Annotated in this window: 17 protein-coding genes; 3 read left to right on the top strand and 14 right to left on the bottom strand. The window is 62.6% G+C overall.

The annotated features are described in order from the left end of the window. Positions 1-3 precede the first annotated feature (3 nt). Together RT21_RS16000 and RT21_RS15995 are read right to left on the bottom strand one after the other, a co-directional pair. Positions 4-2,763, bottom strand: a complete 2,760-nt coding sequence (locus RT21_RS16000; protein ID WP_046163579.1) for a response regulator — start codon at positions 2,761-2,763, stop codon at positions 4-6. Positions 2,764-2,831: 68 nt separating this feature from the next. Continuing rightward, positions 2,832-3,986 (bottom strand): acyl-CoA dehydrogenase family protein, encoded by a 1,155-nt coding sequence (locus RT21_RS15995; protein WP_046163502.1) that lies wholly within the window; start codon positions 3,984-3,986, stop codon positions 2,832-2,834. Positions 3,987-4,229: 243 nt separating this feature from the next. Between RT21_RS15995 and RT21_RS15990 the strand changes: the two genes are divergently transcribed. After that, complete coding sequence (locus tag RT21_RS15990; protein WP_046163501.1) at positions 4,230-5,408, top strand: lactonase family protein; 1,179 nt, start codon at positions 4,230-4,232, stop codon at positions 5,406-5,408. 26 nt (positions 5,409-5,434) lie between these two features. Here the strand turns inward: RT21_RS15990 and RT21_RS15985 are convergent, their stop codons facing one another. The 12 genes from RT21_RS15985 to flgB form a co-directional block, all read right to left on the bottom strand. After that, positions 5,435-6,466, bottom strand: a complete 1,032-nt coding sequence (locus RT21_RS15985; protein ID WP_045422627.1) for a hypothetical protein — start codon at positions 6,464-6,466, stop codon at positions 5,435-5,437. Positions 6,467-6,480: 14 nt separating this feature from the next. After that, complete coding sequence (flgL, locus tag RT21_RS15980) at positions 6,481-7,395, bottom strand: flagellar hook-associated protein FlgL (protein WP_046163500.1); 915 nt, start codon at positions 7,393-7,395, stop codon at positions 6,481-6,483. A 37-nt stretch (positions 7,396-7,432) separates the two neighbouring features. After that, positions 7,433-8,800, bottom strand: a complete 1,368-nt coding sequence (gene flgK, locus RT21_RS15975) for a flagellar hook-associated protein FlgK (protein ID WP_046163499.1) — start codon at positions 8,798-8,800, stop codon at positions 7,433-7,435. Further along, the gene (locus RT21_RS15970; protein WP_046163498.1) at positions 8,797-9,822 is read right to left on the bottom strand and encodes a lytic transglycosylase domain-containing protein; all 1,026 of its coding nucleotides are present in this window, start codon (positions 9,820-9,822) and stop codon (positions 8,797-8,799) included. The genes flgK and RT21_RS15970 overlap by 4 nt, the downstream gene beginning before the upstream one ends. 62 nt (positions 9,823-9,884) lie before the next feature. Next, the gene (locus RT21_RS15965) at positions 9,885-10,994 is read right to left on the bottom strand and encodes a flagellar basal body P-ring protein FlgI (protein ID WP_371263617.1); all 1,110 of its coding nucleotides are present in this window, start codon (positions 10,992-10,994) and stop codon (positions 9,885-9,887) included. 16 nt (positions 10,995-11,010) lie between these two features. Next, positions 11,011-11,676, bottom strand: coding sequence for a flagellar basal body L-ring protein FlgH (flgH, locus tag RT21_RS15960; protein WP_046163497.1), 666 nt, complete (start codon positions 11,674-11,676; stop codon positions 11,011-11,013). 5 nt (positions 11,677-11,681) lie between these two features. After that, on the bottom strand, positions 11,682-12,467 hold the full coding sequence (gene flgG, locus RT21_RS15955) for a flagellar basal-body rod protein FlgG (protein WP_019340569.1): 786 nt from the start codon (positions 12,465-12,467) through the stop codon (positions 11,682-11,684). A 14-nt stretch (positions 12,468-12,481) separates the two neighbouring features. Further along, positions 12,482-13,210 (bottom strand): flagellar basal-body rod protein FlgF, encoded by a 729-nt coding sequence (flgF, locus tag RT21_RS15950; RefSeq protein WP_046163496.1) that lies wholly within the window; start codon positions 13,208-13,210, stop codon positions 12,482-12,484. 9 nt (positions 13,211-13,219) lie between these two features. Next, a complete protein-coding gene (gene flgE / locus RT21_RS15945; protein WP_046163495.1) occupies positions 13,220-14,407 on the bottom strand; it encodes a flagellar hook protein FlgE in 1,188 nt (395 codons plus the stop codon). A 50-nt stretch (positions 14,408-14,457) separates the two neighbouring features. Next, positions 14,458-15,141 (bottom strand): flagellar hook capping FlgD N-terminal domain-containing protein, encoded by a 684-nt coding sequence (locus RT21_RS15940; RefSeq protein WP_046163494.1) that lies wholly within the window; start codon positions 15,139-15,141, stop codon positions 14,458-14,460. Further along, a complete protein-coding gene (flgC, locus tag RT21_RS15935; protein WP_021209033.1) occupies positions 15,141-15,569 on the bottom strand; it encodes a flagellar basal body rod protein FlgC in 429 nt (142 codons plus the stop codon). Before flgC ends, RT21_RS15940 begins: the two co-directional genes overlap by 1 nt. A 3-nt stretch (positions 15,570-15,572) precedes the next feature. Then, positions 15,573-15,938 (bottom strand): flagellar basal body rod protein FlgB, encoded by a 366-nt coding sequence (flgB, locus tag RT21_RS15930; RefSeq protein WP_046163493.1) that lies wholly within the window; start codon positions 15,936-15,938, stop codon positions 15,573-15,575. Positions 15,939-16,174: 236 nt separating this feature from the next. Here flgB and flgA point away from each other — a divergent pair, with 236 nt between their 5' ends. After that, positions 16,175-16,843: a flagellar basal body P-ring formation chaperone FlgA gene (gene flgA, locus RT21_RS15925; protein ID WP_234463456.1), complete on the top strand. Its 669-nt coding sequence runs from the start codon at positions 16,175-16,177 to the stop codon at positions 16,841-16,843. 275 nt (positions 16,844-17,118) lie between these two features. Further along, positions 17,119-18,030: a lateral flagellin LafA gene (gene lafA / locus RT21_RS15920; protein ID WP_046163491.1), complete on the top strand. Its 912-nt coding sequence runs from the start codon at positions 17,119-17,121 to the stop codon at positions 18,028-18,030. Positions 18,031-18,290: the final 260 nt, after the last annotated feature.

Raw genomic sequence — 18,290 nt, 5'->3', positions numbered from 1 at the left:
AACTCAGCCCTTGAGGATCGCCTCGAGCTGCTCGAAGGTATAGGGCTTGCCCAACGAGCGTGCCGGAATGCCGGTTTCCACCGCACCTTCGCCAGAGAGCAACACGACCTGCAACTTCGGCTGTTCTTGCAAGGCGAGCCTGGCAAACTCGGGGCCGGACATGCCTGGGAGGTTCACGTCGACCAACAGGTACTCAAAGTGCTTCTCGCGCAGGGCTGGTAGTGCTGCTTCGGCCGAAGGAAAGCCCTCTGCGGTCAGCCCCAGCTCCTGAACCATCTCGCAGGTCAGGGCTAGCAACTGCAGCTGGTCTTCGACCACCAATACCGCTGGCCGCACCGCTTCGGGAGGTAGCGCCGGGGCCTGTCGAGATGCCAGCAATTGCCGCAGTTTGCGCGCCAGCTCTTCCTGCCGGTACGGCTTGCTCACCAGCTCGACGCCGGTATCGAGCTTGCCGCCGTGGACGATGGCGTTACGCGTGTAGCCGGAGGTAAAGAGAACAGCGATATCGGGCAGCAAGAGCTTGGCCTGTCGTGCCAGCTCAGTCGTGCTGAGCGCGCCGGGCATGACCACGTCGGTGAACAAAACATCGATGCGCAGGCCACTTTGCAGGATGCTCAGGGCACTCTGCGCGTCGCTGGCCCGCAGCACCTGATAGCCGAGCCCATTGAGCAGCTCGACTACTGTGCCCTGCACCGCCAGGTCATCCTCGACCACCAAAATGGTTTCGTCGCCACCCACAGCCGGCCCGACCGGCAGTGGCACGGCTAAGAATTCCGGCTGTTCGGTTCGCGGCAGATACAGCTTTACTGTGGTGCCGCTGCCGGGCTCGCTGTAGATCCGTATGTGCCCGCCACTCTGCTTGGCAAACCCGTAAGCCATGCTGAGGCCGAGGCCGGTGCCCTCGCCCTCGGGCTTGGTGGTGTAGAAGGGTTCGAACGCATGCTCGAGGGTTTGCGCCGACATGCCCGAACCGGTATCGGACACGGCCAGCAGCACGTACTGTCCGGGCTCGACATCGATTTGGGTCTGGGTATACAGCTCGTCAAGCATCGCGTTGCTCAGTTCCAGCGTCAGCTTGCCGCTGGCCTGCATCGCATCGCGCGCGTTGATCGCCAGGTTGAGCACGACGTTTTCAAGCTGGTGCGGGTCCACCATGGTGGTCCACAGCCCGCCGGAAATGACCGTCTCGATCTCGATCGCCTCGCCAAGTGCCTGGCGCAGCAGTGCATCCATGTTGCGCAACAGACGGGCCAGATGCGTGGGCACCGGACGCAAAGGCTGTTTGCGGGCAAAGGCAAGCAACTCCGCCGCCAGCTTGGCACCCCGGTCGACTGCGCCGGTCGCTGCATCGAGCCGACCGGTACCAAGGCGATTGCCGCTCAGCAGCGGACGCAACAGCTGTAGATTGCCGCTGACGACCTGAAGCACGTTATTGAAATCATGGGCCACACCCCCGGTCAGCTTGCCGATAGCTTCCAATTTCTGTGACTGGTAGAGCGCGTGACGGCTCTGCTCCAGCTCCCGGGTCCGTTCGTCCACCAGCGCTTGCAGGTCCTCTTGTGAGCGCTGCAGCGCCAGCTGCGCCAGTACCTGCTGAGTTACATCATGGCCCTGACAGAAAACGCCAGTGAGCTGATCCTGCTCGGACAGCACCGGCTGGAAGACGAAATCGACATAGCCTCTGCGCGGCTGCTCTTCGCCAGCACGAGTGACCAATATTGGCGTGCCGCGACCCACGTAGGGCCGCCTGGTGATGTAGACCCGTTGCAACAGGCTGCCAACGTCCTGTCCCTCAATCTGAGGAAACACGACTGCAGCGGGCAGGCCGATCACGTCACGTAACCCAACGAGCTGGTGAAACGAGCGATTGGCGATTTCAACAACGTGCTGCGGACCCTGAGTGATGGCGATGAAGCCGGGCGCCTGTTCAAACAGCCGATGCAGGTGCTGGCGCTCCTCGCTCAGCTGACGCCCCCGCTCTGCGTTGGCGCGGCGTTCCGCGGCCAGTGCCGTAATGTCGCGGATAGTCAGGGACGCGCCCACGGCCAAACCATCGCCACCACTCACTGCCGAGACGTTGACCTCGAGGGCCAGCTCGACTTCCCCGACTACGCAGCTGCATTCATGGCTTTGCGTACCGCTACCCGACAACACCTGGCGCACCGCGGTTACCAGCACTTCCGACCAGAACGGCAGCTGCTCGGCCTGCCGCCCGACCGTGTCACGAGCAGAGAGCCGGAACAACTCGCAAGCGCCAGCGCTCCAGTACAACACCTCAAGCGTGGTATCTAGCCCGACAATGGCATCACGGGCGGCGTCGATGATGTTGTGCACGTAGTAATCGGCGTTTAGCCGACGCTGCGATATGCCTTCGAACTCCGTACGGATTTTTGCAATCGTCGCATTGGCACGGTCCAGCGTGGTTCGCAGCTTGCTACGCCGCCGCCCCGCGTTCAGCGAGCGAGCCACCTCACGGGCGAGCTGGTCACGCTCCATCTCGGCGATGGACCAGTGCGTCCCAATGAGCGGTGCGATACCGAACGACTGACGAAGCGTATCGACGCCGCCCGGCAGGCAGAGAAAAATCAGCTCGCATTGCGGCCATCGCTTGCGCACCGCGCGGGCCAGCGACAACGTCTTGCCAAGCCCAGGTGCCAGAAGCACCAGCGAGGGTTCATCTTCTGTCTGGAGCCGCTCGCTTAATGATGATTGGTCAAGGATATCCAGCCGTAATTGCTGCGCTACCGCAATGTCTTCAAGCATGCGGCGCGGTGCTTCCTGATTTGCCACGGCGGTGAGCAAGAGCAGCGATTGCACGGCCTCGGTCCTCTTCAAAGCAGTGGCAGGCCGAGCAAGCTACGGCCTGCCCAGAGTTTCAACAAATCGGTCGTAGGACTCATGATGTGAGCGGCACGGGCGTCACGCAGCATTTGGCCGATGCGGCTGTTCTCCCGGTACGCAGCTCCACCACAGAGCGTCATCGCCTCATTGGTGACTCGCACCACCGTGTCACCGGCGTCAGCCTTGCAGGAGAGGATGAACGGCAGCGCCTCGGGATGGTTCATGTCGCCGCGCCGACTCGCCTCGCGAATCAGCGCACGGGTCTTCTCAACCGCCATCCACATTTCGGCGTAACGCGTCTGCATCGATTCGATATCGCGCAGCGACTCGCCCGAATGGGTATAGCGCCGCGCCCGCAAGTGCTCACCGGTAACGTCGAGCGCAGCCTGAGCCAGGCCGAGATAGGTGCCGGCCATGGCCATCAGAAAGAACGGCGCGACTACCTCAAAGACATACCAGACCTGGTCGCCCTCTTCTCCGAGCAGATTTTCGTGCCTCACCTGCACCCGATCCAGATGCAGCGGACGCGATGAGTTGCCGCGCATGCCGAAACCCCGCCAGGGATCGAGCCAGTTCATGCCAGCGCTGTCGGAATCGACGATCAGGCAGCTGAAGTCGCCAGCATCACTGTCCGAACTCGCGACCGAGGAAACAACATAAGAGTCGGCGTGTCCGCCATTGGTGACGAACTGCTTGGTGCCGTCGACGAGAAAATGCTGGCCGGTATCCTCGATTCGGGTCTGGGGTACGTAGAAATGCGCACCGGAACCATGCTCGGACAGCGCCAGCGTGGTGATGTGACGCCCTTCAGCGATGGCCCGCAGATAGTGCTCCTGCTGGAACTCGGTAGCCTTGGCGGCGATAACCGCCGTGCCCACGCAATGCATGCCGAAACATAGCGCAGACGACGGACAAGCCCGCCCGATGGCTTCGGTAATCACGCTCAGCCCCAGTAGTCCTTGGCCATGGCCGCCGAGCGCGGCTGGAACCATCAGCCCCAGCAGCCCTGCTTCGCCAAGCGCCTTCATCGAATGGGCTGGCCACTGCGCGGCTTGGTCCACCTGAGAAGAGCGCGGCGCGGTTTCGGCTTCAACGACGGCGGCCGTGCGTTCCTGGAGCGACTGAAGGTAAGCAGGTAGTTCCATGAGAGATAAGCCACGCTGATGAGAGTCAGTGCCCGGAAGGGTTCGGGATGAAGTCTGGTGGGATTGGCCCTTTCATAATGCCCGAGCTTTTCTCTTGGGCAATGGTCTAGTCAGAGAAATGACACAGATCGCCCTACGCAGTTCGGCAGAGAGCTTCACAACGTACCGCCAGTAAGTTGGTCAAAGACGATCCACAGGCAAGAACGGCTCCCAGCCACGCGCCGCCATCAAAAGGATGCAGGCATGCACGAACCACGCACCTTTCGCCACGGCATAGCCGCGGCACTCCTAGCCATTTGTACCAGCGGAGCAGCGGCCCCCATGCATCAGATGTTGATCGGTAGCTACACCAGCGAAGGAAACAGCGAAGGAATTTATCGCATGCAGTTCGATGCCGAAAGCGGCCAGATCGAACCGCAACCGCTACAGGTCGTACGGACCCACAACCCGTCCTGGTTGACGCTGGATCTCAACCGCAACCGGCTCTACGCGGTGAACGAGAACGGGCCGGGCCATCCTGATCCGGTGGGTCGGGTCAGCGCATTCATCCTGGCGCCGACCAGTGGCAAGCTGTCGGTTCTGGAGCAGCAGATCACCCTGGGCGACGAACCCACCCACCTGAGCCAGAGCCGCGACGGGCGTTATCTATTCGTCTCCAACTACGGGTCGCGCGCAAATCCGGGTGGCAGCCTCGCGGTGGTCCCGCTAGCCAAGGATGGGACGCTTTTGCCGGTCACCCAGATCGCGACCCACAAGGCCAGCGAAGTGCACCCGGAACGCCAGCAATCGCCTCACGTACACTCTGCGGTGATGTCGCCCAACGGCAAGACGCTGTTCGTCAGCGACCTGGGCGCCGACAAGATCTTCGTCTATCGCTACGACCCGACCAACGCCGAGCGCCCGTTGTCGCCAGCCGACCCGGCCTTCATCAGCCTGCCGGACGGCAGCGGCCCGCGTCACCTGGTGTTCAGCCCGGATGGCAGCCAGGCCTACGCGACGCTGGAGCTGAGCGCTCAGATTGCGCGCTTCGATCATGTCGATGGCAGCCTGGTGCAGCGTCAACTGGTCGATCTAGCCGCTGGGGGCGATGTCAGCCTGCACTCGCCCGGCGCCATTCATCCTTCACCGGACGGTCGCTTTCTCTACGTCAGTGACCGCGCCGAAAAGAACCGCATCATGGTTTACGCCATCGAGGAGAACGACAATCTGCGCGAGATCCAGCAGCGCGACAGTGAGGGCCGCGAGCCGCGGGAGTTCGCCATCGATCCGAGCGGCCAGTTCATGATCATTGCCAACCAGAAGAGTGATGCACTGGTGATCGTCCAGCGCGACCCCGACAGCGGCAAGCTGGGCGATACCGTGCAGACGTTGCCGATGGGGCGACCTTCGGATGTGAAATTCATCGATCGAACCGAGCCGTAAGCAAGGCAGGCTCGGCGCAGGATCGATCAGGAGAGCAGACTGACCACCGCGAAGCGGCTGATGGTCGCCTGGGCCACCACCGTCTGGGTGACCGCCGCGTAGCTGGAGGGGCTGCGCTGCATCAGGTTGAACACTGAGCGGGAGAAGTCCATCGCCCACTGCTTCTCGTCGGCATGAGCCTGACGGGCGAGAAACTCGCGAATTTCCTGCTGGCGGTTGCTCAGCTGCTCGCGCAGCGAGGTGACCTTGTCGAGCCCGGCCACCACCGAGTCAAGCAGGCGGCGCAGTTCGCGGAAGGAATCGAGCTGCAGCTCTTCAGGGAAGCTCAGCAGCTGCTCGTCCTCGCTCTGCACGCGGACGTATCGGCCTTTGTCGAACAGCTTGCCTTCGCCCTGCACCGCCAGCTGGTCCTTGAGCTTTTGCCAGTCGCCTTCGCGGGCGGAAAACTTCAGCTCGCCGTTCTGATCCAGTTCGGCGCGGATACCGGCCTGGCCCAGGCTGCCATTGAAGCGGCGCAGAATCTGCTCGTCGCTCATCTCATCGTCGAGCACCACGGCCACCGGCTCGGCCAGTTGGCGACCGCCGCTGAACAGCAGTGTCTCGCGGCCTGACTGGCGAATCTTTTCCAGCGACTCCAGCCCTTGCAAGCTGAAGCGGCTGCGCACCGGCTCGGTCAGGCGCAGTTTGAGATTGGCGTCCAGAGAATTGCCGGAGCGTTTGCTGCGCTCTTTGAGCAACTCACCCACCTGCTGCACGGTCTGGCGAATGCTTTCCTCGCCGTTGGGCTGCGGCGAGCTGATCTGGCGACTGAGGTTCAGCTTGAGCTGCGACAGACGCGTCTGCAGATCGCCCAGGTAGCTGTCGGCCGACTGCATCGAGGACAGTTGCTGATTGAGCTGCAGGCTGAAGCTGGTGTTCTTGCTGGGGGCCGTCTCGGTGTGCGGCGTGTCAACCGGCGTACCGGCCCGCAGCGGCGCAGGCGCATCCCGCAGCAGCGCCTCGCGGCGTTCCTGTGGGTTGATTGCGGAAACAGCGGGGAGCTGCTTGCCAATCTTCATTCACGCTACCTCGGTCAGAGCATGCCGAACAGCGACAGCCCGTTGATCTTCAAATAGGTTTTCTGCGTCGCCTGCAGCGACAGCTGATAGTTGTTCAGGTCGATGCTGGCCGAGGCGTAGTCAAGCTGCGACAGCTCGCCATCGATTTTCTGGTTCACCAACGAGACATCCTCGTTGCTGCTTGAGAGCAACGTCAGGGTGTTCTGCCGCCCGCCCAACTCCGAGACCGCACCGAGCAGGTCGCCGTGAGTCTTGTCGAGGCTGTTGAGCGTAGCGCTGATCGAAGCCTGTACTGCCGGATCGTTGGCATCCAGTGCCGGGTCGGCGAGCATTTTGACCAGCGCGTTGAGGTCGTTGAGCATGCCGACGCCGCCACCGAAGACCTGCGCGGCGGTGACATTCTCCTCGACCAGTACGCCATTGGCGACTGCCGCCTGGCGGTATTGATCGTTGCCGGTCAGCTGGTAGCTCTGGGTGGCGGCATCGAAGGTAATGGCCGGCCGGTCGCTGAGGGTGCCGGAGAACAGATAACGACCTTCCTCGTCGCGCACGTTGGCGAAGCTGACGATGGTCCGTTCCAGATTGCCCATCTCATTGGCGATGGCGGCCAGGTCTTCGCTGGTGTTGCTGCCGTTGGCGGCCCACAGCAGCAGGTCGCGCACGTTGAGCATGGTGTCAGACGCTGCCTTGAGGTTGGCTTCCTGCTTGGACAGGTTGCCGGACACGTTGGCAATGTTGGTGCGGTACTGGGTCAGCGTCGCTTCCTCGCGCTGGATGCGCAGCACGCGCACGGCGGAGATCGGGTCATCCGAGGGCATCAGCATGCGCTCGCCGGTGGCCATCTGCTGCATCAGCTTGCCGAGCTTCTCGGAGCTGGTGTTCATCGAGCCGTGCATCATGGCGGTGATTTGGGCGTTGGAGATGCGCATGGTGTCTTTCTCGTCAGTCGAGTCGGCTTGCGCCAGCTCAGAACATCGCCAGTACGGCGTTGAACAGATCGTTGGATGTGCTGATGACTTTCATGTTGGCTTGGTAGGCCTGCTCGTAGGCCATGAGGTTGACGGCCTCCTCGTCCAGGTTGACCGCACTGACGCTGTCGCGCTGGGCCTGAGCCTGCTCGGCTACCGTGGTCGCGGCGCGCAAATCCGCCTGGTTCTGCCGGCTGGCACTGGCAACGCGGCCAACCAGGCCGGCGTAGGCGTCGTTGAGCGGTACGGTGTTGCCGGCGACCGTGACACCCGCTGATTTGAGTTCAAGCATGGTGAGCAGGGTCTTGTTGTTACCCACCTCGCCTGCCGTGCCGGAAAACGCCAGTTCCGAGGCGCCCAGCGCGTTGACCGCCAGCATCCCGCTGGTGCTGCCCGCGTTGTAGCTGAACAGCGGCTGGCCCGGGTTGCCGTTGAGGTCGAAGCCACCGGCGAGGGCGTCGTTGACCATGGTCGCCACGGCCGAGGCCATGTCGTGCAAATCCTGCTGGGCCGGGCGCAGCGCGCCGTATTCCATGTCGTAGAGACCGCCGAGCGAGCCGCCGATACCCTGCTGGTTGAGCGGAAAGGTGGTCTTGGCAAAGACCAGCGTCATCTCCTGCTCACCGGCGAGGTTGGCATTGACCTTCAACTGCCCCGCCGTCGCACCGGCAACCAGTGGCTGACCGTTAGCCAGCGAGACATTCAGAGTGCCATCAGCGGCTTCTTGCACGCGGATGCCGGCGTATTGGCTAAGGTCCTTGACCAGGTTGTCGCGGTAATCCCGCAGGGTCGCGGTATCACGGCCCGAGGATTCCATCTCACGGATCTGTGCGTTCAACTCGGCGATGTTGCCGGACAGCCCGTTGATTTCGCTGGTCATGGCCACGCGCTGGCCCTGCAGGGCGTTGAGCTGGGTGCCGATGTTGCTGTTCAGCCCGTTGAAGCGCTGCGCCAACTGCTTCGACTCGCCGATGATCTGCTGGCGCAGGGCGATGGATTCGGGGGTGGAACTGGCTTCGCTGAGGGCGGCGAAGAAGTTGTCCAGGCCAACGCTGACGCTCGAGCCTTCGCTGTCGATCAGGCCTTCGAGAGCGGTGAGGTATTGCTGGCTGGTGTTGAAGTAGTTCTCGTCGGTGCCGGCGCGCCAGAGCTGCTGATTCTGGAAGTCGTTGGACAGACGCCGGATGCTGCTGACCTGTACGCCACCACCGATGCTGACCGAGGTCTGCCCGCCCACCGACTTCATGTCTGGCGTCAGACGGCTGAAGCCCGGCGTGTTGACGTTGGCGATGTTCTGCCCGGTCGCCGAGAGGGCGATCTGCGAGGCGCGAACGCCGCTGTAGCCAATTTGACCAAGAATACTCACGACACGACTTCCTTCGGCTCGATCCGGATCGGTTGCGCGAACGCCACCGAGAGGCGGGCGCCAGCAACAACACTGTGCCCAGTAGAAAGAGCGACCGAATCGCCAGCGGAATTAAGCGGCGACGGCACAACAGGCGGAACGGCTTGCAGCTGCGCACGCGGTTCGGCCTGCCGAGGCGCGGCGGCGCTCAGATCGTTGAGGATGTTGCGGGTGTAGTTACGGGTCTCTGCAAAAGGGATCTTCTGCACCCAGGCGCCGGTGCCGATCTCGCCCTTGCGGGGGTCGCCGTGGCTCTTCAGCCACTCGTCTACCCGCCCGGGACCGGCGTTATAGGCGGCCAGCGCCAGCGCCTGATGGCCGTCGTAGCGGTCGAGCATCTTGTTCAGGTAGGCGCTGCCGAGGCGCTTGTTGTATTCCGCATCGGTGGTCAGCCGCGCTTCACTGAACGGCAAGCCCAACTCGGCCGCCATGTCCCGTGCGGTGCCGGGCATCAACTGCATCAGGCCACGCGCGCCCTTGGGCGAGACGGCAGCGATGTTGCCGCTGGACTCATGCTTGATCACGCTGTCGACCAGCGACTTGAAGCCGGCCTTGCCGCTTTCCCAAGCACTGTCCAGCGCATCGACGCCTCGCTGCCAGGTGCCACGCAGCGCATGCAAGCCGCCACCCTGCAAACCGCTGCCAGCGTGACCGGCCAGGGCAGTCGGCGCGGGCGCGCTGCCGGCTTCACCACTCAGCTGCTGCACCAGCATGTCGGCGATCCCCGTCTGGCGCTTGCCGGCCAGGGTGTCGGCGAGCACTTCGTCATAGAAGTCGCGCATGGTATCCAGCTCGCGGCTGCGCATCGGGTTGCCGGCACCGAGCACGTCGCCGGCCTTGCGCATCTGCTTGAGGATCTGCTGCAGGAACATCGCCTCGAACTGTTCGGCAACGACTTCCAGCTGCTGGCGCCGGGCCGCGGTCGGGCCGTCCTGGCGGTTGCGCAGGGTGTTGAGGTGCTGGGGGAGGGATACGATGCTCATCCGACAAAAAACCTATTCAATCTGCTGCGCGTCAGGCCTGCTTCATCAGAAGCAGGCGCTTGTTACATCACGATCAATTCAGCGTTCAGTGCGCCGGCACGTTCCAGCGACTGCAGGATGCTCATCACGTCGTCGGGTGTGGCGCCAAGACTGTTGATGGTGCTGATGATGCTTTCCAGGCTGGCACCCTCGGGCCACTTGAACATGGCCTTGCGGTCCTGCTCGATGGCGACGTCCGACTGCGGCGTAACCACGGTTTCGCCGCCCGCGAATGCGTTTGGCTGGCTGACCTGGGGATTCTCGCTGATGGTCACGGTCAGGCTGCCGTGGGCCACCGCCGCGGCTTTGACCCGCACACCCTGACCGACCACGACAGTGCCGGTGCGGCTGTTGAAGACCACTTTCGGCCGGGTGCGGCCCTCTTCCACTTCAAGGCGTTCGAGCATGGCCATGAAGCTCATGCGCTGGGTGCTGGTAAGGGGCGCACGGATCGACACCTTGGTAGCGTTGAGCGCCGTGGCGGTGCCTTTACCGAAATAGGCATCCACCGCGTCGACCACACGGGTGACGGTCTGGAAGCTCGGCTGGCGGACGTTGAGCATCACTTCCGGGCGTTCGGTGAAGTCGCTGGGAATCATCCGCTCGACCGTCGCACCGTTGGGGATCAGGCCGCTGTTGGAGGTGTTGATGGAAACCTTGGAGCCGTCTGCACCTTCGGCGTTGACGCCCCCGACGATTACCGCACCCTGAGCCAGGGCATAGATCTCACCGTCGACGCCCTGCAGCGGGGTCATCAGCAGTTGGCCGCCGCGCAGGCTCTTGGCGTCGCCCAGCGAGGAGACGGTGACATCCACCGTCTGGCCGGCGCTGTAGGACGGCGGGACCGTCGCGGTGATGGTCACCGCGGCGACGTTCTTCAGCTTCGGGTCGACGTTCGGCGGCAGGTTCACGCCGAACTGCTTGATCATGTTCGTCACCGACTGGCTGGTGAATTTGACCTGATTCTTGTCGCCGGTACCGTCGAGGCCCACGACCAGGCCGTAGCCGATCAGCTGGTTGCCACGAATGCCCTCGACATCCACCAGGTCCATCAACGGCACGGCCTGGGCCGGCAGTTGCCACAGCGCGACGGCGGCGAGGAACAGCTTGAGTGGTCGCATGAGGCTAGTCATGTAGAGATCGGCTCGCTTAAAGGGGGAACAGCGGCGACGCGAAGAACCGCGTCAGCCAGCCGGCCGAGTTGCTGTCGTTGAGCACGCCGCGCCCGGCGTAGGAAATCTTGGCGTTGGCCACGCTTTGCGAGGACACCTGGTTGTAGCGGTTGATGTCGTCGATACGCACCAGGCCGGTGAGGCGGATGTATTCGTCGCCCTGATTCAGCCGCAGGGCCTTCTCACCCTTGATCAGCAAGGTGCCATTGGGCAGCACGCGGTGCACGCTGACGGCGATGGAGCCGCGTAGGGTGTTCTGCTGCGAGCTCTTGGCCGAGCCCTTGAACTCGCGTTCGCCGGAGGCTGAGGTTTCAACGTCCGGGTAGGTCTTGCCGAGAATGGTCGGCACGCCGATGCCGACGCTCGATTCCTTGCCGAAGCTGGTACCGGCGCTCTTGCTCGACTGCGTGGATTCGTCCAGCACCACCGTGAGGATGTCGCCGACCCGCACCGCGCGCCTGTCGCTGATCAGCGAACCGGTGTAACCGGAGCGGAACAGGCCGCCACCGGTGGTCGGCGGCAGACTGTAGTCCAGCTCCAGCGGTTCGTACTCGGTGGAGGGCTCTTCCGGCAGCATTTCGTTGAAGCTGGCGCAGCCGCCGAGCAAGGCCAGAGCGACGAGCAGAATGGGCGTACGCATCATGATTCTCAGACGGTCTGGTTGAGGAACTGCTGCATGCCGCTAGCGGCATCGAGGACCTTGGCGTTGGCCTCGTAGGCGCGCTGGATGGCGATCATCGCCACCATCGCCTCGACCACCTGCACGTTGGAGCCTTCCAGTACGCCCTGCTTGAGCTGGCCGAGGCCCTCTTCGCCCGGCACGCCTTCCACCGCTTCGCCGCTGGCGACGCTTTCGCGATAGAGGTTGCCGCCCAGCGCTTCCAGGCCACCCGGATTGGTGAAGTTGACCAGGGTGATCTGACCCAGCTCGGACGGCAGTGTGTCACCGGGCAGAACGGCCGTAACGATGCCATCGGCGCCCACGGTAAAGCCGGTGCTGCCCTGCGGCACTTCGATGGCAGGCGTCAGCGGCAAGCCCTGGGCATTGACCATCACGCCTTCGGCGTTGAGCTGGAACTGGCCGTTCTCGGTGTAGAGGATGTCGCCGTTGGGCGACTCGACCTGAAAGAAGCCGCGGCCGACGATCGCCAGGTCCATCGGCTGGCCGGTGGTCTGGATGCTGCCCTCGGTGAATACCTTCTGGGTGCCGGCGACACGCACGCCGCTGCCCAGCTGGATGCCGGACGGCACGGTGTTGATCTCGTCCGCCTGAGCGCCGGGCTGCTTTTCGATGCTGTAGAACAGATCTTCGAAGACCGCGCGGTCGGCCTTGAAGCCGTTGGTGTTGACGTTGGCCAGGTTGTTGGCGACCGTCGCCATGGCGGTGTCTTGTGCAGCCAGGCCGGTTTTGCTGACCCAAAGTGCGGAATTCATGCGTTATCTCCCGATCAGCTGCCGCGGATCATTCGGTTGCCGGCGTCGGAGAGGTCCTCGGCGGCTTTCATCATCTTTACCTGAGTCTCGAACAGGCGGTTCAGGCTCATGGTCGAGGCCAGCTCGTCGATGGCCGAGACGTTGCTCGACTCGAGGAAACCACTGGCCAGGCGCACGTCTTCGCTGGGCGCAGCGGGCTCGCCGTTGCGCGTGACCAGCAAGCCAGCTTCGTTCTTCATCAGGTCCGCAGCCGGTACGTCGACCAGGCGGATGCGGTCCACTTCGGCCATCATCCAGTCGCCCGGCGCCATGATCGACACGGTGCCGTCATTGCCAATCTCAACCCGCTCATGCTCGGGCAGCTCGATCGGCCCGCCCTCGCCCATGACCGCGCGGCCATTGAGCGTCAGGCGACCTTCGGCATCGATCTGCATGCTGCCCTGGCGCGTATAGGCCTCGCCTTCGCCGTCCTGCAGGACGATCAGGCCGGTGCCCTTGACGGCGAAATCCAGCTCGCGGCCGGTGGCGACCATCGGACCGGCGGCCAGGCTGACACCGTTGTTCTCGACCACCGCCATGTGGCGGCTGTCATAGCCGTAGCCTTCCACGGCGACGGCCTGAGCGCGCTCAAGGTCGGCGCGAAAGCCCGGTGTGTTGACGTTGGCGAGGTTGTTGGAGCGCACCTGCAGCGACATCATCGTGCGGCTCGCAGCGGTCATCGCCGTGTATCCCAAACGATCCATGGATCAGCCTCAGAGTGCGCTAAACAGAACCTGGGTCAGTTCCTTGTTGGTGGAAATGACCTGGGTATTGGCCTGGTAGTTACGCTGGCCTTCCATCAGGCCTACCAGCTGCTGGGTAAGGTCGACGTTGGAGCTTTCCAGCGCGCCGCTGGCCAGGTTGCCGTACTGGCCGACACCCGGCGCACCGAGCATGGCCGCGCCGGACGCCGCGGTTTCGGTCCAGGCGGTGCCACTGATGTTCTTCAGGCCTTCGGCATTGACGAAGTTCGCCAGCACCACCTGGCCTTGCAGCAGGCGCTCGCCGTTGGAGTAGCTGGCGTAGACCTTGCCGTCCTTCTCGACACTCATGCCGGTCTGCTCGCCGGCCGAGTAGCCGGTGGCGCGGTTGCTGGTGACGCTGAATTCCGAGCCGTACTGGCTGGTGCCGCTGTAGTCGAGCTGGATGGCCAGCGGATCGACGCCGCCGGTCAGAGCGGCATTGATCGCAACCTTGCCAATCGGGGCCGACAGCGTGCCCGCGCCATCGAAGGTCAACGCCTGAGGTCCGGCAACGGCTGCACCGTCTACGTAGTAATGGGCGTTCCAGCTGTTATCAGCGGTCTTGGCGAAGTACTGGGTCAGGGTGTGTTCCTTGCCCTGGGAGTCGTACAGCTTGGTGGTGTAGGTGGAGTTGTAGCTGTCGGCGACCAGCGGATCGAAAGCGACCGCAGGGACTTCCTGGTTCGCGTCGAGGTTGGCAACGAAGCTCAGCGCATCGGTGGCTTTGGCGGGCAGACCACCGGCTTTCATTTGCAGATCACCGACCACACCTGTCTGCAGGTTACCGGTGGCATCGGCCGGGTAGCCCTGCAAACGCTGACCAAGGCTGTTGGTCAGGTAGCTGTCCTTGTCCGTGCCGAACACGCCGGCACGGGTGTAGGCCACGTCGCCATTGCTTGCGCGGGTGACGAAGAAACCACCACCGGAAATAGCCAGGTCGAGGTTACGGTTGGTCGTGGTCAACGCACCGCCCTGGCTGATGCTCTGGCTGGTGCCGGTGACTTCAACGCCCATGGCTTGGCTCTCGGCATAAAGGCTGCCGAAGTTGGTGCGGGACGACTTGAAACCGACGGTGCCGGCGTTGGCGATGTTGTTACCGATGGTGTTGAGTTGTTCGTTGACGGCGGACAGGCCGGTCAGGGCGATGTTGAAGCTCATGGGCTGATCTCGATACTTAAAGGGAAATGAAGACTGGCGAGCCCTGGGGCTCAGCCGCCGAGCAGCCCGGCATCGGCCTGGGCAAATTCGAGGATGTTGTAGAAAGGCACCGCACCGACGCCGTTGACCTGAAGCACCGGACCTTCAGCGCTGACGCGCACGTTCGAGACCTGACCGGCGACTTCCACCTGTGGGAATTCGCCGTTCTCCGACTCGATGCTCACGCTGTATTTGCCATCGCGCAGGCCGTGTTTGGCCGGATCAATGACGAAGGGCACCTTGCCAGCAGACTGCGCGCCCAGCTCGATGCGGGTCTGGGTGCCGTTGGAATCGGTCAGGAGGACTGCGGTGCGGGTCGAGGCATGGCTTAAATCGAAGCCTCCGCTGATGGCCTGCCCACTGAGATCCAGCGACTCAACGGCGACGCTCACCTGCTGGCCGACCAGGCCAGCGGCGGTGAGGGTCTGCAGGTTGTCAGTCAGCACCAGGTTGTTCTGCGCCAGGGTCGCCAGGTTCTCCATGCTCTTGACCTGCGACATCGCCGAGAACTGATTGAGGAACTCGGTGCTGTCGACCGGCTTAGTCGGATCCTGGTACTTGATCTGCGCGACCATCAGGCTGATGAAGTTGTTCTCCATCTGCGTGGCATCGCTGACGTTCACTGCCTGCTTCGGCAGGTCACTTGCAGCAGTGCCGGACAGGCCACTGCCCTTTAGATTATTGGTCACCGCCATCAGGATTCTCCCAACCGCAGCAGGCTCTGCTGCATGCTTTTGACGCGGTTGAGCACCTCGACACCGGTCTCGAAGCTGCGTGTGGCCGACATCATGTCGGTCATTTCTTCGATTTCGTTGATGTCGGGGTAATAGACGTAGCCATCGCCATCGGCCAGCGGATTGCCCGGCTCATAGCGACGCTTGGGCTCGGCGCCGGAGGTGACTACGTCGAGCACCTGTACATGGGCACCACCGAGACCGACGCCGCGGGTCAGCGAGTTGTTCTCATACACGGCGGCAAACATCGGCTTGCGCGCCTGGTAGACATCGGCCGCGTTGTTGGCGGCCGAGTCGGTGTTGGCCAGGTTGCTCGCCACGGTATTAAGGCGCACGGTCTGGGCATTCATCGCCGAGCCGGCGATGCGGTAGATAGAATCGAACGACATGGCTTAACGGCCCTCGATGGCTTGTTTCAAGCCACGAAATTTCATCGTGACGAAGGTCAGGCTGGTCTGGAAATCCATGGAATTACGCGAGAACTGCGCCTGCTCGGTCGACAGCTCGACGGTGTTGCCGTCCTGCGACGCCTGACTCGGCACGCGAAACAGCAGACGCGGATCGGTACCGGCCATGCTGGCGCGCGACGAGGTACTGCTGTCGAGCCGCTGCATTTCCTTGCTGAAATTGATGTCCCGCGCCTGGAAGCCCGGAGTGTCTTCGTTGGCCAGATTTGCCGCGAGAATCTCGCTGCGCTGCATGCGCAGACCGAGGGCGCGCTCGTGAACGCCCAGCGCATCATCAATCCGTATACTCATTTGCCGATACCCTTTGCAGCCTGTGCAGGCCGAACCCAGCCCACCGCTTTGCTGTTGCTTTTTGCAGAAAGCGTGCCGAACCTACAGATACTGGTAATCAATTGATTTTCATAGCAAAAAAAGAGAACAGAGCAGAGCGCAGCGAGCGTTTTTTTCCGCTTGGCGAGAAGCGGCCATGCGGAAGCGGAAAAGCGCCTTCCGCATGGTGGCTCGTCACCTTTCTCCTGATGGGTGTCATGCCCCAGGCGCAGGCGGACGCCACGACACAGGTTCAGCAGGCCGTGGAAAATCACCTGCGGCTGATGCTCGAACAGCAGGCCACGCGTCAGGGCTGGCAAGGCATGCAACTGCGCTACGACATCAGCGTGCCGGCCAGCGCGGCCAATCCGCCGCGCTGCTCCGAAGCGCTCCAGGTCCGGGCGACGGGCGAGGCGCCGTCGGCCATGGAGCGGCAGAATCTGCAGCTTCGCTGCGTTGACACACCCGGCTGGTCAACGAACGCCACAGGCCAAGCCCATGTGTTCCTTCCGGCCGTCCACGCCGAAGGCATCATCGACCGCGGCCAGACCCTGACCGCCAACGACCTCAAACTGCAACGCATCAACGTCGCCAAGGCCCGGCGCGGCTACTACAACCGCATCGAAGAGGTGGTCGGCCTGGCGGCCAAACGCCGCATCCGCGCCGGCCAGACCATCACCCCCGCCCTGCTGGAACAAGCCATGGCGGTCAAACGCGGCCAGCCGGTGAAGATCGTCGCCAACAACGAAGGCATCGAAGCCTCCACCTCCGGCGAAGCCCTGGCCGACGGTCAGCCAGGCGACGTCATCCGCGTGCGCAACGTCGGTAGCGGCAAGGTGATCGACGCGAAGGTCGTGGAAGCAGGGGTCGTCACCAGCACTTTCTAAGCTGTTTGCGGGCCAGCCCCTACAAAGAAGCGTGGATCATCGTCCCCTTCTGTAGGAGCCAGCTTGCTGGCGATCCGAGCCGCACGAAGCGCTGAAGACGAGGCTTAACCCTGCAGCCCAGCCGCGACCAAACCGACGCCCCTATCCGGCGTGCCGAACGATTTCAAAAAAAATTTGACGTCAGGATTTAATCCTTCGCTTGGTGCTGTCGCCTTACCTTTTCAGCAGGCAGTCAAGCCAGCTCCTAACAGCCCAACGCACGAAGGATGATCACCATGGCCCTGTCCATTCACACGAACTACTCCGCACTGACCACCAACACTGCACTGAACAAGTCGAACAGCGCTCTGAGCACCAACCAGCAGCGTCTGGGTACTGGTCTGCGCATCAACTCCGCTGCCGACGATGCCGCCGGCCTGCAGATCGCCACTCGCCTGAACGCCCAGAGCCGCGGCATGGGCGTTGCCATGCGCAACACGGGTGATGCGACCTCGATGCTGCAGACCGCAGAAGGCGCCTTCAGCGAGATGACTGACATCGTTCAGCGCATGAAGGACCTCACCACACAAGGTGCCAACGGAACCAACAGCGGCAGCGACCTGATCTCTCTTCAAGCAGAGTTCGACGAACTTGGCAAAGAGCTGGCCAACATCGTCAAGAACACTCGCTATGCTGGCGAAACACTGTTCAGTAACGGCACAACCGTAGACGGTACCCTGGGTAAATTCTCCGCAGCGGTTAACTTCCAGATCGGCGCAAGCGAAGCCGAAACTCTTAATTTCACCGCCACCGCCGCTCTCACCAAAGTGACTGCGTCCCTGACCGCAGCAGCCGATACCTACAGCGTTCCGGGCACGCCTGGTACCGAGATCGCAAGCACTCAGGATCCAGCAACGGCCGTGAACACCACCGCTGGTGCAACTATCACGCTGCTTGAGACTGCACTGGACGACCTCGGCTCAATGCGCGCTCAGTTCGGTTCGACCATCAACCGCCTGAACCACGTCAACAACAACCTGGCGAACATGAAGGACAACACCGAGATGGCCAAGGGCCGGATCATGGACGCCGACTTCGCCATCGAAAGCGCCAACATGAGCAAGAACTCCATGCTCATGCAGTCGGGCATCTCCATGCTCAAGCAAGCTGGCCAGATGCCAGGCATGGTCATGGGCCTGCTGGGCTAAGCCGCACGCAGTATTGCTGGTCGCAAAGACCGGATCAAAAAGCCCCGACTGGTTCGGGGCTTTTTGATTTTTCCAGCCCAGTCCCACGGAAGCTCCGACAAACGGCCGCTATTTCTTGCCAGATGTCCATACACTAGATATGCCCAATTAATCCCAGATTTCAGCCGTAAAAACGCCATATCTACCCTCCAACGGCACCTGTTCGGAGCGCTCGACCCCTCGCCTCTCAGCGCTTTTAGTGGTCTACCCGCTTGCCCTAT

Origin of the sequence: Pseudomonas sp. 10B238 (assembly GCF_000970615.1) — a bacterium.
Taxonomy (GTDB): domain Bacteria; phylum Pseudomonadota; class Gammaproteobacteria; order Pseudomonadales; family Pseudomonadaceae; genus Stutzerimonas.
The sequence above is the reverse complement of the archived record's forward strand: the minus strand, read 5'-3'. Positions and strand labels throughout refer to the sequence as shown.